This window comes from Candidatus Nitrosotenuis cloacae (genome assembly GCF_000955905.1).
Taxonomy (GTDB): Archaea; Thermoproteota; Nitrososphaeria; order Nitrososphaerales; family Nitrosopumilaceae; genus Nitrosotenuis; species Nitrosotenuis cloacae.
Window position 1 is genome coordinate 85,142 of the sequence record NZ_CP011097.1, and the last position, 14,765, is coordinate 99,906.

General features: G+C 42.4%; 18 protein-coding genes. 7 read left to right on the forward strand and 11 right to left on the reverse strand.

Features of this window, described 5'->3' with window-relative positions:
* Positions 1-30 precede the first annotated feature (30 nt).
* The gene (locus SU86_RS00385) at positions 31-204 is read left to right on the forward strand and encodes a hypothetical protein (protein ID WP_048186755.1); all 174 of its coding nucleotides are present in this window, start codon (positions 31-33) and stop codon (positions 202-204) included.
* A gap of 1 nt (position 205) precedes the next feature.
* Here SU86_RS00385 and SU86_RS10060 read toward each other — a convergent pair whose 3' ends face one another.
* A complete protein-coding gene (locus tag SU86_RS10060) occupies positions 206-328 on the reverse strand; it encodes a hypothetical protein (protein ID WP_256363747.1) in 123 nt (40 codons plus the stop codon).
* A 73-nt stretch (positions 329-401) separates the two neighbouring features.
* Here SU86_RS10060 and SU86_RS00390 point away from each other — a divergent pair, with 73 nt between their 5' ends.
* From SU86_RS00390 to SU86_RS00400, 3 genes are read left to right on the forward strand one after another with little or no spacing between them, the layout of a single operon-like run.
* Complete coding sequence (locus SU86_RS00390; protein WP_048186757.1) at positions 402-782, forward strand: 30S ribosomal protein S6e; 381 nt, start codon at positions 402-404, stop codon at positions 780-782.
* 31 nt (positions 783-813) lie between these two features.
* Complete coding sequence (locus SU86_RS00395) at positions 814-2,076, forward strand: translation initiation factor IF-2 subunit gamma (RefSeq protein ID WP_048186759.1); 1,263 nt, start codon at positions 814-816, stop codon at positions 2,074-2,076.
* A complete protein-coding gene (locus SU86_RS00400; RefSeq protein ID WP_048186761.1) occupies positions 2,069-2,446 on the forward strand; it encodes a PIN domain-containing protein in 378 nt (125 codons plus the stop codon). Before SU86_RS00395 ends, SU86_RS00400 begins: the two co-directional genes overlap by 8 nt.
* 33 nt (positions 2,447-2,479) lie before the next feature.
* Here SU86_RS00400 and SU86_RS00405 read toward each other — a convergent pair whose 3' ends face one another.
* A complete protein-coding gene (locus tag SU86_RS00405) occupies positions 2,480-2,926 on the reverse strand; it encodes a YbhB/YbcL family Raf kinase inhibitor-like protein (RefSeq protein WP_048186763.1) in 447 nt (148 codons plus the stop codon).
* Positions 2,927-3,070: 144 nt separating this feature from the next.
* Between SU86_RS00405 and SU86_RS00410 the strand changes: the two genes are divergently transcribed.
* Positions 3,071-5,734: a peptidylprolyl isomerase gene (locus SU86_RS00410; protein WP_320408985.1), complete on the forward strand. Its 2,664-nt coding sequence runs from the start codon at positions 3,071-3,073 to the stop codon at positions 5,732-5,734.
* Here the strand turns inward: SU86_RS00410 and SU86_RS09445 are convergent.
* Genes SU86_RS09445 through cobO form a run of 3 tightly spaced genes read right to left on the reverse strand, consistent with a single transcriptional unit; the run spans position 5,721 to position 7,262 of the window.
* Positions 5,721-5,891 carry an RNA-protein complex protein Nop10 gene (locus SU86_RS09445; RefSeq protein WP_082096033.1) on the reverse strand — a complete coding sequence of 57 codons (171 nt, stop codon included), beginning with the start codon at positions 5,889-5,891 and terminating at the stop codon, positions 5,721-5,723. The genes SU86_RS00410 and SU86_RS09445 overlap by 14 nt on opposite strands.
* Positions 5,892-5,894: 3 nt before the next feature.
* Positions 5,895-6,695, reverse strand: coding sequence for a translation initiation factor IF-2 subunit alpha (locus tag SU86_RS00420; RefSeq protein ID WP_048186765.1), 801 nt, complete (start codon positions 6,693-6,695; stop codon positions 5,895-5,897).
* Positions 6,696-6,731: 36 nt separating this feature from the next.
* Positions 6,732-7,262 (reverse strand): cob(I)yrinic acid a,c-diamide adenosyltransferase, encoded by a 531-nt coding sequence (gene cobO, locus SU86_RS00425; RefSeq protein ID WP_048188968.1) that lies wholly within the window; start codon positions 7,260-7,262, stop codon positions 6,732-6,734.
* Positions 7,263-7,324: 62 nt separating this feature from the next.
* On the opposite strand from cobO, the gene SU86_RS00430 reads away from it, so the two are divergent.
* Positions 7,325-8,680, forward strand: coding sequence for a cobyrinic acid a,c-diamide synthase CobB (locus SU86_RS00430; RefSeq protein WP_048188969.1), 1,356 nt, complete (start codon positions 7,325-7,327; stop codon positions 8,678-8,680).
* Here SU86_RS00430 and SU86_RS00435 read toward each other — a convergent pair.
* The 5 genes from SU86_RS00435 to SU86_RS09450 are packed head-to-tail and all read right to left on the reverse strand — an operon-like array spanning position 8,677 to position 12,706.
* A complete protein-coding gene (locus tag SU86_RS00435; protein ID WP_048186766.1) occupies positions 8,677-9,306 on the reverse strand; it encodes a precorrin-8X methylmutase in 630 nt (209 codons plus the stop codon). The genes SU86_RS00430 and SU86_RS00435 overlap by 4 nt on opposite strands.
* Positions 9,296-10,048 carry a sirohydrochlorin chelatase gene (locus tag SU86_RS00440; protein WP_048186769.1) on the reverse strand — a complete coding sequence of 251 codons (753 nt, stop codon included), beginning with the start codon at positions 10,046-10,048 and terminating at the stop codon, positions 9,296-9,298. The genes SU86_RS00435 and SU86_RS00440 overlap by 11 nt, the downstream gene beginning before the upstream one ends.
* A complete protein-coding gene (locus SU86_RS00445) occupies positions 10,045-11,097 on the reverse strand; it encodes a cobalt-precorrin 5A hydrolase (RefSeq protein ID WP_048188971.1) in 1,053 nt (350 codons plus the stop codon). Before SU86_RS00445 ends, SU86_RS00440 begins: the two co-directional genes overlap by 4 nt.
* A gap of 34 nt (positions 11,098-11,131) precedes the next feature.
* A complete protein-coding gene (locus SU86_RS00450; RefSeq protein WP_420887327.1) occupies positions 11,132-12,223 on the reverse strand; it encodes a cobalt-precorrin-5B (C(1))-methyltransferase in 1,092 nt (363 codons plus the stop codon).
* A gap of 39 nt (positions 12,224-12,262) precedes the next feature.
* Positions 12,263-12,706 (reverse strand): DnaJ domain-containing protein, encoded by a 444-nt coding sequence (locus SU86_RS09450; protein ID WP_236687704.1) that lies wholly within the window; start codon positions 12,704-12,706, stop codon positions 12,263-12,265.
* Positions 12,707-12,761: 55 nt separating this feature from the next.
* Here SU86_RS09450 and SU86_RS00460 point away from each other — a divergent pair, with 55 nt between their 5' ends.
* The gene (locus SU86_RS00460) at positions 12,762-13,604 is read left to right on the forward strand and encodes an NAD(P)H-binding protein (RefSeq protein ID WP_177318902.1); all 843 of its coding nucleotides are present in this window, start codon (positions 12,762-12,764) and stop codon (positions 13,602-13,604) included.
* On the opposite strand, the gene metK is transcribed toward SU86_RS00460, so the two are convergent.
* Positions 13,599-14,756 (reverse strand): methionine adenosyltransferase, encoded by a 1,158-nt coding sequence (gene metK, locus SU86_RS00465; protein ID WP_048186776.1) that lies wholly within the window; start codon positions 14,754-14,756, stop codon positions 13,599-13,601. The two genes, SU86_RS00460 and metK, sit on opposite strands and share 6 nt — an antisense overlap.
* Positions 14,757-14,765: the final 9 nt, after the last annotated feature.

Genomic DNA, 14,765 nt, shown 5'->3' on the forward strand with positions numbered 1-14,765 from the left:
GTTAATATAGTTTTGAAGCCATATCACTCCATGGATGCAAAATGCCCCGAATGTGAAAAGGCAGCAACCCTAAGCGATGATCTAAGTATGATAAAATGTCCTCACTGTAATTTTGAAACCGATTATGATACATACTTGGAGATAATGAAAGACAAAGCGCTAAACATGTCAATTGATTATCTGCCAAAAAGGCCCGGAATCTAATCTACCAAAAAGAGCCCTTGTCTGAGCAATCAAGGTGCGCACCGCAATTACCACAAATCATATGACATGCTTGCATGTCGTCCATTTTGTTATTGCACCTGGGGCATGTGATCTCTTCTTTCAATGATTGTTCTATATGATCAAAGTTTAAATTTTTTCACATGGTTTATTAGCCGCCCAAAAACTTTGAGCAATACTTGGCTAACTTTAAGCTAACAATATCGGACAAGAGCGGAAAATCCATCTCAAAGGAGCTCAAGGACAAAGAGGCAAGTGGCTTTATTGGATTACACTTGGGTAATGAGATAGATGCAGCAATTGCAGGACTTGGCGGCAAGCTAAAACTAACTGGCGGAAGCGACAAGTCCGGAATTCCAATGCGCGCAGACATTTACGGCTCTGCAAGAAAGCCAGTCTTGGTATCAAAGGGAGTCGGCCTGAAAAAAGTAGAAAAGGGCCAGCGAAGACGACGACTGATTCGCGGAAATGTAATCTCTGAGGAAATTTATCAGCTGAACTGCTCATATGATGGCGAGCTAAAAATTGAAGAAGCCCCACCAGCAGAAGCCAAGGCATAAGTTAACATAATAGGATTTTTGAATCTGTACATTGCATTGGCGTGAAACTCTACCTGATTGGTATGTAAAGCAATATGGATATCAGCCCTGTGTCAACATTGGCACTGCAGGACATGTAGACCATGGTAAAACCACCTTAATCCAGGCACTCACCGGCCAGTGGACCAGTGTTCACAGCCAGGAGCTGAAGCGTGGAATTACAATCCGCGTTGGATATTCCGATGCAGCATTTTACAAGTGCAAAAAGTGCGAGGTCCCACTAGGGTATTCTACCACACCAAAATGCCCAAACTGCGGAAAAGAAAGCGAGCTGTCGCGTGTGGTCAGCTTTGTGGACAGTCCTGGACATGAAAGCCTGATGGCAAACATGCTTTCTGGCGCTGCCTTGATGGATGGCGCACTGTTATTGGTTGCAGCAAACCAAAAGGTACCGCAACCGCAAACCAAAGAACATTTACTTGCACTGCAAATTCTGGGAATCCAGCAAATAGTAATCATACAGAATAAGGTTGATCTGATATCATATCAGGACGCTACCTCAAATTATTCCGATATTGTCAAGTTTGTCAAGGGAACCAAGGCTGCAAAATCCCCAATAATTCCAATTTCTGCCCAGTCCCGCCTAAACATTGATGCACTGATTGGGGCAATAGAGGAGAGCATCCCCACCCCAAAGAGAGCAGAGACAAAAGAACCGGTAATGCATGTGTTAAGATCATTTGATGTAAACAAGCCTGGAACCAAAATAAAAGACATCAAGGGAGGAGTAATTGGCGGAAGCCTAACCCAAGGAACCTTCTCAATAGGCGATGAAGTCGAGATAAAGCCCGGAATCTTTAATCCAAAAAAGAACACATACGAGCCAATTCGAACACAGATTATATCCCTTGGAACCGCCGCAGGCATAGTTGATAATGTCAAGCCAGGTGGACTGGTGGCAATTGGCACAAAGCTCGATCCATCAATGACTAGGAGTGACTCCTTTGTTGGTTCTGTAATTGGAAAACCCGAGACATTACCGCAAAATGCCACCGATGCAAGACTAGAAGTCAGCCTCTTTGATTCCGCAGTTGGAACAATGAATGACATTAAGGTTCTCCCAATACAGGTAGGCGAGTCCCTCAGACTAAACATTGGCACGGCGCCTGTCTTGGCCAAAGTAAACAAGGTAAAATCAGAAAAAATCGAGGTCCAGTTCAAAAGACCAGTATGTGTGTTTGATAAGAGCAATGTAGCATTGAGTCGCAAAATAGAAGACAGATGGAGACTAATTGGTGCAGGAATAGTTGGTTGAGGTAATATGCGACACGAGCTTTCTAATTCATCTGGCTAATCACAGAATCAAGAATCTGGCCACACTAGACACAGACATTGGCAACATTCGGTTCTTGGTGCCAGAAATAGTACATACAGAGCTTGCCAAGCTTGCAAAGCAGGAAGAAAAAACAAAGGAGGCAAGTGCTACTATCCAATACATAAAAAATTTCAAAAAAATAAACATCGGAGGAACCTTTGCAGATGACTCCATACTACAATATGTGAAAGAAAATGGCGGAATCATTGCCACAATAGACAAGGACCTAAAGTACAAAATAAAAAATCATGGCGGCTCTGTCATTTCTATTGCCAACAACAGAATAGTACTAGAGACAACAAAAAATTAAACATTATCCATTGTGTGTGATTCTGGTAATTCTTCAAGGTGCAAATGTGCCAGACAATGATGTTTGAGCTATGATGTGATTTTGCATGGCCTCCTCTACTTGCTTTTTTGTAGAACCTTTTTCCAGATTTAGCTCTGCATTAAGAGCGTATATTTTGAAAACATAGGTATGTCTTTTATCTGGCGGGGCAGGGCCGCCGTACCCAATTTCCACAAAATCTGTGATTCCCTCAACTGCGTTTTCTGGCAAACTAGATTCTTTGATCTCTGGCTTTCTTGGATCAATGTTCCAGACTATCCAATGAACCCACAACCTTCCTACTGCTCCCATTGCGTCTGGATCATCCATTATCAATACAAGTGACTTTGTCTGTTGGGGAATTTGTTTGATAATCAGAGGTGGACTTGTATTACCATTTTTGTATCCGTATTTGCTTGGAATCTCTCCACCTTCCTCAAAGCTCGGACTCTGCAGAATCAATTACAGAAAAACCTCTCTTTCCTTAGTTAAATTTTTCTAACTTGAGGCCTATCCATAAAAATTCCAATAATCGTAATTGATTAGTAAAAATCATACCTTCTATATCCACAAGAGTAATAAACAGACTTTTGGAAAAAAAACCAATTGCTTTCTAATAAAAAAATATTCTCCGTTGACAGCTTTGAGTTTTGCCTACACCATCTGATAATAATCGGAGTTCTTGCATTATCATTTTCAATATCTGCAATGATACGATCACAGGCAGCGGAATACGGATTTCAGCTAAACGAGTTTGATCCATACTTCAACTATAGAGCAACACAATTTATCGTAGAAAATGGCATACCCGCCTATTTTGATTGGCATGATGATATGAGTTGGTATCCATTTGGACGAGACGTTGCCAACACCTCACAAGTAATGTTGCACATTACCACAGCCGTTCTGTATGGTGCATTTGGTGGGGGAGATCTGTATGGATTCACAATAATATTTCCTGTAGTGTTTGGCTCACTAACGGCAATCATTGTTTTTGCGTTGGTGCGAGTAATCGGTGGAACCACTGCCGGACTGTATGCCGCCCTGATGTATTCTGTCTCACTTCCTATCATATCTAGAGGATCAATTGGCTGGTTCAAGTCTGAGCCATTGGGATTATTCTATGGATTATTGGCAGTTTACCTGTTTTTGAGCGGGATAAAATCCACATCTCACAAAATAGCAGCAGCAAAACTAGTAGGTGGTGGAATATTTTTGGGTTTTGGGTTTTCAGCATGGGGAGGAACCGACTTTTTTGTCCTGCCAATAGGACTATTCATCATATCACTGACATTCACAAGAAAGGACTCTGGCTTTCTGAGATGGGCAATACCATTATTTGTGCTAGGCCTTGCAATATCGCTTGCACCTTTTGAGCGCCCTGGCTTGGGATTCTTTGCCAAGGCAAGCGGATTTTTGATAATCGGACCGACTTTGTTTTTGGTAGTGTCCTCATTTATTGAAAAAATTGGTGGCGAGCAAAAGCAAAGACGAAACAAAGCACTATTTCTAATAGCAATAATTGCGATAGGAATTACGGTATTATCTGCAAATGTGTTCGGCCTGCCTAGCTTTAGATATCTCAACGCGGTCAATCCGTTTTTGACAACACTAGATCCGTTGACTGATTCAGTAGCAGAGCATGCAACCACTACGGTATTTCAGTCGTTTATGTTCAACTCTGTGTTTATGGTGTTTGCAGGAATTGGCGCATGGCTTGTATTCAAGAACTTGCTAAATCCTACAAATCAAAAGCGTGATCTACATATCTTTGCATTGATATTTGGACTACTTGGAGTCTACATAAGCTCTGCATTCATAAGATTGGAGCTGTTCTCATCGCTTGCTCTTGTGATACTGGGCTCTGTTGGCTTGTCGTTATTGACAAAAGAGATTTTCAAGCCGGTAAGACAAGAGACCAAAAAGCCAGTCAAGTCTCATCCTACTACGATCAAGATCTCGTTTTTAGTAGTAATTACAATATTTTTAATCCTTCCAATGATGGTGCCAGTCAGCGCAAACTGGGTTAACGGCGCAAAGGCACCGCCAACCATACTCAATGGCGGTAGCAACTATAACATTGCAACAACCGACTGGCTTGATGCCATGCAGTGGATCAAAGAAAATACGCCAAAGGATGCAGTGGTTGCCGCTTGGTGGGACTATGGATACTGGATTACAACGCTTGGGGAACGACGATCCATTGCAGATAATGCCACACTAATTGACTGGAGAATAGAGCAGACTGCAAAGGCGTTTTTGAGCACGCCAGACGAGGGATGGAAGATCCTCAAAGAAATGGATGCTGACTATGTTTTGATTTATGTTGCAGCTCAACGAGTCAACAGCGAAGAGCCACCATTATACTTCGTGCAGGGTGGTGGAGATGAGAGCAAAAAACAGTGGTTCATGAGAATTGGCGGATTTGACACGCAACGATTCCTGTATGATGATGGTATCAGCTCAACTCCGGAATTTTGGAATGAGACTCTACTAGGAAAAATGATTCCATTTACCACATATGGCTACATTGATGTTGCAGGCCAAAAACAATCTCAATCATACATTTCTGGATTTACACCAGTTTACATCGATGATATCAAATATCCAAAGGATGCAAACGCTCCACTAAGACTCGCCTACATGTCTTCTGGATTTACAATAAAGACATCTGGCGCTATAAACGGTGTTCTAATATATGAGATAAACAAGGATTACATCCCAACAGAAACACCAAAGGCAGAGCCAATCATACCAACTACAACAACCCCGACAGAATCATCATCAAGGCAGACTGTAACCATCTCTACCCAGTTTGGTGATATTGTGATTGAATTAAAACCAGAAGTTGCACCAAAGACAGTAGAGAACTTTGTAAAACTGGCAGACTCTAAATTCTATGATGGCACACTATTCCACAGAATAATCTCTACATTTGTCATACAGGGTGGGGACCCAAACACAAAGGACCAACCTCCTGGAACATGGGGAACCGGCGGTCCTGGCTATTCCATTGATGCGGAAATTAGCAACCTCAAGCACACAAGATACATGGTTTCAATGGCACGAGGTACAGACATCAACAGCGCAGGCTCACAGTTTTTTATAATGACTGGTGACGCGCCGTTTCTTGATGGCAAATACACCATATTTGGCGAAGTAATTGAGGGCAAGGACGTTGTGGACAAGATTGCCTCTTTGCAGACTGACCTAAATGATCGGCCGGTTGACTTTGAGGCAGCTCGAATGAGTACCGTTAGAGTTTCCTAGTCTCCTTGAATTTGTCCATTATTCTGTAACGGGCATACTTGTCATCAGGTGAAAACTTGGCAGGATGCGCAGTGGTTGTCTTGGATTGACAATGAGGACATTCGTCCTTTAGGGTGTACTTTTTGCATTCGGGACATTTGCGGAGCTGGAACTTCAAAAGCTAGCCTTCCCGAGTTTTTTTTGATTCTTCTCTTGTAAAGCTGAACGTGCCGTTGCTCTTTTCGATTATCTTTTGGATTTTGTCCAGTATTGGCTTGAGCATTCTCTCCGTGCTCTTAAAGTCAGGACCCTTGATGCTCAGCCTGTATTTTGGTGCGCCAATGTATGTTACTGTGATGCTTGATGCATTGTCTTTAATGGAATCTAAAATGGCGTTTTTGATTATCTCTACTCCGTTTGGCTGATTACACGAAAGCTCGCAAATTCCGCGGATCTCTACAGATGGTGGCTTTATCTTTGAGCTAGTCTCCTCTATTGCAGTTGCAGTCTTTTTTGCCAGCTTGAGCTCATCCAGCACGGCAATTCCCTTTGTTACCACATCCAAAAACGCGTCATAAACAAAATCATATTTTGTAAAAATTGCATCCTCTAGCTTTTCAATGTCTTTGTCTGTTAGTCCTGCAGATGTCTTGACTGCATCCAGGAGCGTTTTTCCTTTTTCGATTCTTTTTACCTCTAGGAGCTTTTTCTTTTGCTGCTCCTTTGATACCTGTTTTAGGGACAGATCTATTTCGGATCTTCCAGGATTTACCTTCTTTACTAGGAGGACTTTTTTCTCACCCTCCCGCACAAACTTGCTAACAGAACGTACCCAGCCAGGCGCTATCTCGGATACGTGCAGGAATCCTTGGGTGTTGTCGTATTCGTCTAGTGTTACGTATGCTCCGTGATCTGTGAGCTTGGCAATTGTGGCGAGCACTATTTCGCCAATTTCTGGAAGCTCTTGAGTCTGGGTAACCAATGAAGCTTTGGCTTTCGCTACATAATTTAATGTTGTCTAAAAGTCAATGCCTTTTTTTGCGCGAATTCCCCGCTGGAATGGATGCTTTATCTCCTTCATCTCAGTTACCAGATCTGCTGCATCAACTATTTCTTGTTTCACATGATTTCCAGTCAGGACTAGTGTCACACTTTGTGGTTTGTTTTTTATCAGATCCAGAACATCTTCCAGCTCAACCAGTCCCAGATTGACTGCATAATTGATCTCATCTAGTATGATGATGTTGTATTTTTCTGAGAGAGTTTTTTCCTTGGCTATTTGGATTGCCTCTTTTGCTATCTTTTGGTGTACTTCCTTTGGAGTCTTGTCATCTAGTATGCCAACAAAGCCCTTGCCTACCGCTGTCAGCTCAAATTCTGGCTCTAGTTTTTTGGATGAGCTCATCTCTCCATAATGCCAGGAACCCTTGATGAACTGGATCATGCAGATCTTGTAGTTGTGGCCTATTGCGCGCAGTGCCATGCCTAGGGCTGCCGTGGTCTTTCCCTTGCCCTTTCCTGTGTATACTATAACCAGACCTGATTCCATATACAAAAAATCATTTCTGGCTAGAAAAAGATTGGTATAGTTCTGCCTTGCAGACAAGTAAAATGAGAATACCAAGACTAGTCATTGCTGGAACAACAAGCGGTGTTGGCAAGACCTCCATTACATGCTCTGTAATCTATGCTATTAAAAAAAAGGGCTATTCGGTCCAGCCGTTCAAGGTAGGGCCTGACTATATCGACCCAACATATCTTTCGGCAATCTCTGGCAACCCTGCAAGGAATCTGGACTCGTGGATAATGGGGGAAGACTCTGTACTGGAAAGCTTTGCCAAAAATTCCCAGTCTGATGTTTCTATAATAGAGGGTGTGATGGGGTTTTACGATGGGTTTTCTGGCGCAACAAACCAGTCCAGCACCCACCATATAGCAACAATTCTGCAATCACCAGTCATTTTAGTATTGGATGCAAGCAAGACTGCCCGATCCATTGCCGCAACCGCACTGGGATATGCCAAGTTTCACAAAAATTCCAGAATTGTGGGATTAATCCTGAACAAGCTTGGAAGCAAAAAACACGAAGAGATGTGCAGGGCAGCACTTGGACCACTACGCATTCCAGTAATTGGATGCATTCCAAAAAATCCCGAACTTTCACTAGAGTCGCGACACTTGGGATTAATTCCTATAACAGAGCAGGCTCTGCTAAAACAAAAAATAACAAAAATCGCAAAGACCATTTCCTCATATCTTGATGTTGATAAAATAATCTCACTTGCAAACAACACAAAGCAAATCTCACAAAAACCAAAACTACACTTGTCCAAACCAAAAACTACAATTGCTGTGGCACTGGACAAGTCGTTTAATTTCTATTATTATGACAACTTTGACTCCCTGCGCAAAAATGGCGCAAAAATAGAGTTTTTCAGCCCAATTTCTGATTCTCAGCCACCAGAATGCTCTGGGATATACATTGGTGGTGGATTCCCTGAAGTTTTGGGGGGGCCGCTTGCAAAAAACCAATCCATGAAAAAGTCCATAAAAAAACTGGCAGAGCAAGACATGCCGATTTATGGTGAATGTGGCGGACTGATGTATCTTACAAAATCTATCATTTATGGCAACAAAAAACATTCCATGGTTGGTTTGTTTGATGTGGAAACCGGCATGGAAAAAAAGATGACACTAAACTATACTCAGGCAAGTGTCGCATCAAGCTGTCTTGTCGCAAAAAAATCTACAAAAATACTGGGCCATGAATTTCATTATTCTGAATTATACTCTGTCTCAAAGGATGCCAAGTTTGCGTATGATCTTTCAATTGGTGTGGGAATCAAGAACAAAAAAGACGGACTGGTTACACATAACACACTGGCATCCTACATGCATCTTTATTTTGATAGAAACATGCACGCAGAAAACTTTGTCAATAATTGTGTTAAATATTCTAGGACCTAGTCACCGCGAACTATCTTAAAGAGAGCATTGATTATTGCTGAAGCGCATGGACTACCGCCCTTGCGTCCCTTGTTTGTGATAAATGGTATGTCTAGTGCTTGCAGCTCGTCCTTTGATTCTGACGCGCACACAAATCCTACCGGCACTCCAATTATCAGGCTTGGCCTTGTTGCGTTTTCTTTTACCATTTGGATTACCTCCAGTAATGCGGTTGGGGCATTACCAATCACTACGACTGCGCCATTCATCTCAGATGCGCGGATTCGCATTGCGGTTTGGGCGCGTGTCTTGTTTAGTTTAGTTGCTTCTTTTACCACGTCTGGATTTGAAATATCACAGATAACCTGGTTTTTGAAATCCTGCAGATTTTGCTTGTTTAACAATCCAATGATTCCGTTTACGTCAACTATGATGTTTTTGCCTGATTTCAGGGCATCCAGGCCTGCATTTACCGCATCCTTGTGAAAGACCAGGCCATTTTTGCCTGCAAAGTCAAAGTCTGCAGTGGAGTGAATTATTCTTCGCACTATTTTCCATTCGTGGCCCTTGTAGGGGTGTGGCCCTATCTCACGCTCTATGATTTCCATGCTTTCATCTTCAATTGATTGGCCTTTCCTAGTTTGCATTTTCTACCTCCCTTGCTCGCTCTATGATAAAGTCGATCATCTTGTCATCTGTGCCAATGTGTTCTGTTATGATGGTTTTCTTTAGGGTTGATTGCTCCAGCGCTGGATTGAGGTCTCCGTAGATGTCTCTTTTTACATGCGCTCCTTCATGCAGAAAATAAAACACGATCACCAAGACCTCTGGATTATTCTTGTTGCATTTTTGGATTCCCTGTAAGATATTTGGCTCTTCGATTTCCAAAAAACAATAATCTACATTTCTGTATGATGTGGCCAAATTATCCACGACATACTTTATTGAAATCTGGGCGTTTGGGTCCTTGCTGCCGTGGCCTATCACCAGTACATCCACCATATTCCTTGATGATGTAATGTTGTTTTTTTGCAGGGCTGACTCTATTTTGGAATTCACTATATCCACCATGGTATGGTGCATACTCATTGGCTTTGTTACAGTAAATTTGACACTGGTCTTTGATTGGAGCTTGGCGGCCTCCGTTACTGCAATTTTGACTTTTTTTCCTGGATACAGAAAATATGGCACTATGGTGAGTGAGTCGACCTTGGTCTTGAGGCAGTTTTGTATGCCTTCTTCAATAAATGGCGGAACTACTTCCAAAAAGCAATAGTTTGCAAATTCATAGTTTCCTTTCTGCTGGACCTTTTTGCAAATATAATCCAGCTCGTCCTTTGCTTCCTGCTCCCGGCTGCCCCTATCAATTAGTAGTAATCCGCGCTTCATGGTTCTATCCTTGCTATGGCAACCGTAAGATCCGGTGGGAATTTCTGCTTTTCAACTATCAGCTTTCCGCCTGAGCTCTTGATTGCGGCAGCCTCTGAGACACTTGGTGTTCCCTCGTATGCCTGGACCATCTGGGATGGGTTTGGGATGCTGATTTGCGCCAAATCCTCTCGCTCAAAATAGTGTAATGGTACGCCAAGCTCATTTGCTGCATCGATTAGGCCCTGGACGTCTGCTGGTTTTTTTAATGAGACAAACCTTGCAATGCATTTTGCACTGAGATCATACTTTGATAATGTAGATTGGAGACACTGGATTATCTTTTCTTTTGTAGTGTCTCCGTGTAGTCCAATGCCGGCAACCAATGTTTTTGGCCTGTATACTACGGAATTTTTTAAAATCTCATCATCAAATGTTTTGTCTGATATGATCAAGTATGCCTTGGAATCTGAGCTTTTCAGCTGTTCCATGGAATTGTATGTGGTGACATTTTTTGGCAGCTCTGTCTTCCACCAGTTTTTCTCACCACAATCCTGATAGACGCCTATTTTTTCCTCATTTACCATTAATGCGCTAATCCTAGTTACATTGGAATCATCGTCTATTTTCCATCCAAATTCCTTTCCTAGCAGATCCACTGGTATTGTCTTGTTTACGTCTGCTGCCGTAGTGATAACTGGAGTTGCGCCTAGCTTTTTTGCAATCTCTTCTGTTAGCTCATTTGCACCGCCCAAATGTCCAGATAAAACAGAGATAACAAAACTTGCTTTGTCATCAATTACAATTATTGCGGGATCTGTCTTTTTGTCCTTGAGATATGGTGACACAAGTCTGATCACTGCACCAAGCGAGAACAAGCACACCAGCCCATCAAATCTGCCAAACAATTCTGCTACCTTGGCAGAGGTTTGGTTTTCATACCATGTTATACTGGTTTGATCTTGGAACTTTGATGGAGCAAAGATCTCCCAGCTTGAAAATGACTGCTTTATGGTATGTGCAATTTTGATGCCGTTTTTTGTAATTGCTAGGATCGCAACCTTTTCCATGCCTTGCTTTTTTTTGTGGCTCAATAAATTCTTGCTAGGGATATCTGCCTAGTGCACAACCATCAAAATCAAACAGAATAACTTGGATCTCTACCTTACTCTCGGAATGTGCGCGCATTTGCTCGTATGATTCCTTGCAGATTTGGGCAAAAAAGCTATCAACCTTGTTGCTTGTAATAATCTCCTGGACGTGCCTTGCGGTGTTTGCTTTTTTTATTTCATTTATTGTGTTTGTATCGGCGTTGCACCTTTGCGCGACCTGTGCCAAAAAGTCCATGTCTACTTTGGAGCCCTTGACGTGGGTCTGCTTTACGCCCATTGCTATCTTGGTCAGCTTGCCGATGAATCCAGCAACATAGGCCTTTTTGATTGATTTTTTGGCACACTGTTGTATGGTATAGCCTGAAAAATCCCCCATCTGCACAAAGCAATGATCCGGCAGGCTGATCTCTTTTTTTGCAAAATCCTCGCTGCGCCCGCCAGTGGTCAGAACCACTGTATCATCACCCATCGCAATTGTAACATCAAGGCTTTGTCGTATAGATGCGGCAAACGATGCCGTGGAATATGGCAAAACTATGCCGGTTGTTCCAAGAATCGATATTCCGCCCATTATGCCCAATCGGGGATTGTCAGTCTTTGGTGCAATCTCCGCTCCTTTTGGAACTGAAATCACGACCTCGATTCCATGTTTTTGTAGAATTTCTTTTCCTGCCTCGGTCAGATTTTGAATCAGCATCTTTTTTGGAGTCGGGTTTATTGCAGCAGCTCCAATTTCTAGGCCTAGGCCTGGTTTTGTTACTCGTCCAACACCTGTTCCGCCATCTATCTTTATTTTACCCACATCATCTGTGATTTTCAAATCCACAACAATTTCTGCGCCGTGTGTGACATCTGGATCATCTCCGCCGTCCTTGATCACGGAACATTTTGCAGATTTTTGATCAAATTGGCAATCGGAAACTGAAATTGTTATCTTTTTTTCTTTGGGGAGTGTTACCTCGGTATGATTGATCTTCTTTTTTGTAATCAGCGCTTCTAGTCCTGCCTTTGCTGCTGCCGTTGCACATGTACCTGTGGTAAAACCAGTTCGTAGCTTTTGGCGAGGCTTTTCCGTCTCACTCACAATATAATGTTCTATTTTTGGATAATAACTCTTCTTGGTTTACTTTAGGATTTCAGAAATGATTATCCATAGTGCAATTGCTGCCAGTCCTCCATAGAGTAATAGATGCGTCATCTTGTGCGAGACTGGCTTTTCCTCGGAATCATCCCTGAATTGGTCTGCGCCTGCCCCAAAATTGCGCTCAAACTCTTTTCTGTATGCTGAATATCCAAAACTAAACTCTTCGCCTGCCTTTTTGTCATAGTACTTCCAAAATTCTGTCTGAGCAGACTCGACATCTCGGTGAGCCAAGTTTTTCTTTTTTTGCTCGACCTTGAGTGTTTGATATGCTTGGGTTACCTCTTTGAACATTTTTTCTGCATTGTGGTCCTTGTTACGGTCTGGATGATACTTGAGTGATAGTTTTCTGTAAGCTTGTTTTATCTCCTTTGGGGATGCGTCTTTTTGCACTCCGAGAATCTCATAGCACTGAGATGCATTCAATGGATGAATATGTCTGGATTTAACATTTAAAATTATATTCGATTTTCCTAACTTGGTGGAAAAGAGCAAACCAGTGATATCTATTTCTGGCTCTACTGGATTCGTAGGGACAAATCTTGGAAAATTTCTATCCTCACAAAACATTTCAGTCATTAACCTATCAAGAAAAAAACAAAAATCATTCAAATCGAAAAAAACATTGGTCTTCTCAGACATTGATGATATCCCAAAGATACACTGTGATGCTTTGGTTCATTTGATTGGAACTGGTGCGCAGACCACATCATCTGACTATGAATCAGTCAATGTCAGGCAGACGCAAAAAATAATCAATCTCTGCAAAAAATCAAAAATCAAAAAAATCATCTACATCAGTGGATTAGGTGTTAGTGATAACACCACATTTGGATATTTCATATCAAAGCTAAAGGCAGAAAGATTAATCAAAGAATCTAGGCTGGACTATACAATTTTGCGCGCATCATACATCGTTGGCAGTGATGATCCATTATCGCAAAATCTCACAAGACAGATCAAAAATGGCACGATATTGGTTCCTGGGTCTGGCTCGTATAGACTACAGCCAATATCCATACATGATGTGTGCAGAGTAATTCTTGAATCTGTCCACAACAAGAATCTCTCCAACAAAACAGTTGATCTGGTGGGACCAAAGACAATCAGCTTTGCAAACTATGTGAAAAAATTTGCCCGTGGCAAAAAGGCCAAGATCAAAAAAATACCACTAGAGCAAGCATACTTTGATGCGCTGAATAATCCGGAAAATGCGCTTTATGGAATAGATGATCTAAACATCATGATTGGCGACTTTACATCAAGCCATCATAAACTGGAAAAACTCTCTGGAATAAAGCTGAAAACGCCGGAAATTCTATAGGCCTGCTGCCTTGCGCAATGTTTCTGCCTTGTCTGTTTTTTCCCATGGGAAGGCAACGTCTGTTCTTCCAAAGTGACCAAATGCTGCAGTGTCCTTGTAGATCGGTCTTTTCAGGTCCAGCTGGGAAATGATTGCAGCTGGTCGCATATCAAAGTGCTTTCTTGCCAAATTTTCAATGTCTTCTTCTGAGATCTTGCTTGTGCCAAAGGTGTTTACCATGAGTGAAACCGGCTCTGCAACTCCAATTGCATATGCAACTTGGACTTCGCATTTTTCTGCCAAGCCTGCAGCGACAATGTTCTTTGCGATGTATCTGCACATGTAACAAGCAGATCTGTCAACTTTGGATGGGTCCTTACCAGAGAATGCTCCGCCACCATGTCTTCCGGCTCCACCGTATGTATCAACTATGATTTTTCTCCCAGTGAGGCCCGAGTCTCCTGGAGGGCCACCAATTACGAATCTACCTGTAGGATTAACGTGAATCTTGATCTTGTCGTGCCACCACTTGCCACACACTGGCTTGATTACCTTGTCGATGATCTGTTTTCTTATCTCTTCATTGCTGATTTCTGGTGCGTGTTGGGTTGATACCACTATGGTTTCAATTTTCTTTGGCTTGCCGTCTTCATATTCTACTGTAACTTGGGACTTACCGTCTGGTCTTACCCAAGCCAGTTCCTTGCTTTTTCTTGCCTCTGATAGTCTTCGTATCAGCTTGTGTGCAAGCAAAATTGGCAATGGCATCAGCTCGTCCGTTTCATTTACTGCATATCCAAACATCAAGCCTTGGTCTCCTGCTCCCTGATCCTTGTTCTCAGTTGCGGTGACTCCTTGTGAAATGTCTGGGCTCTGTGCATGGATTGATACCAGTACACTGCATGTGTCTGCATCAAAGCCGTACTCTGGCTTGTCATAACCGATCTCTTTGATCGTGTTTCTGACCACGTCCTGAATGTCAAACTTTGCCTTTGTGGTTACCTCGCCTGCGACTACTACAATTCCTGTGGTGGTCATGGTTTCTACTGCAACGCGTGAGTTTGGGTCTTGTCTTAGAAATTCATCTAGTAACGCATCTGAAATTTTATCACAAATCTTGTCTGGATGTCCTTCTGTTACTGATTCAGAAGTAAAAAGGAAACTTCGCGCCATTAGGGTTCA

Excerpts from the sequence above, each read along its gene's own strand:
- SU86_RS00385 (WP_048186755.1), top strand. The coding sequence starts at position 31 with ATGGATGCAAAATGCCCCGAATGTGAAAAGGCAGCAACCCTAAGCGAT.
- cobO (WP_048188968.1), bottom strand. The coding sequence starts at position 7,262 with ATGGAATCAGGTCTGGTTATAGTATACACAGGAAAGGGCAAGGGAAAG.
- SU86_RS00430 (WP_048188969.1), top strand. The coding sequence starts at position 7,325 with ATGAGAATACCAAGACTAGTCATTGCTGGAACAACAAGCGGTGTTGGC.
- SU86_RS00435 (WP_048186766.1), bottom strand. The coding sequence starts at position 9,306 with ATGCAAACTAGGAAAGGCCAATCAATTGAAGATGAAAGCATGGAAATC.
- SU86_RS00440 (WP_048186769.1), bottom strand. The coding sequence starts at position 10,048 with ATGAAGCGCGGATTACTACTAATTGATAGGGGCAGCCGGGAGCAGGAA.
- SU86_RS00445 (WP_048188971.1), bottom strand. The coding sequence starts at position 11,097 with ATGGAAAAGGTTGCGATCCTAGCAATTACAAAAAACGGCATCAAAATT.
- metK (WP_048186776.1), bottom strand. The coding sequence starts at position 14,756 with ATGGCGCGAAGTTTCCTTTTTACTTCTGAATCAGTAACAGAAGGACAT.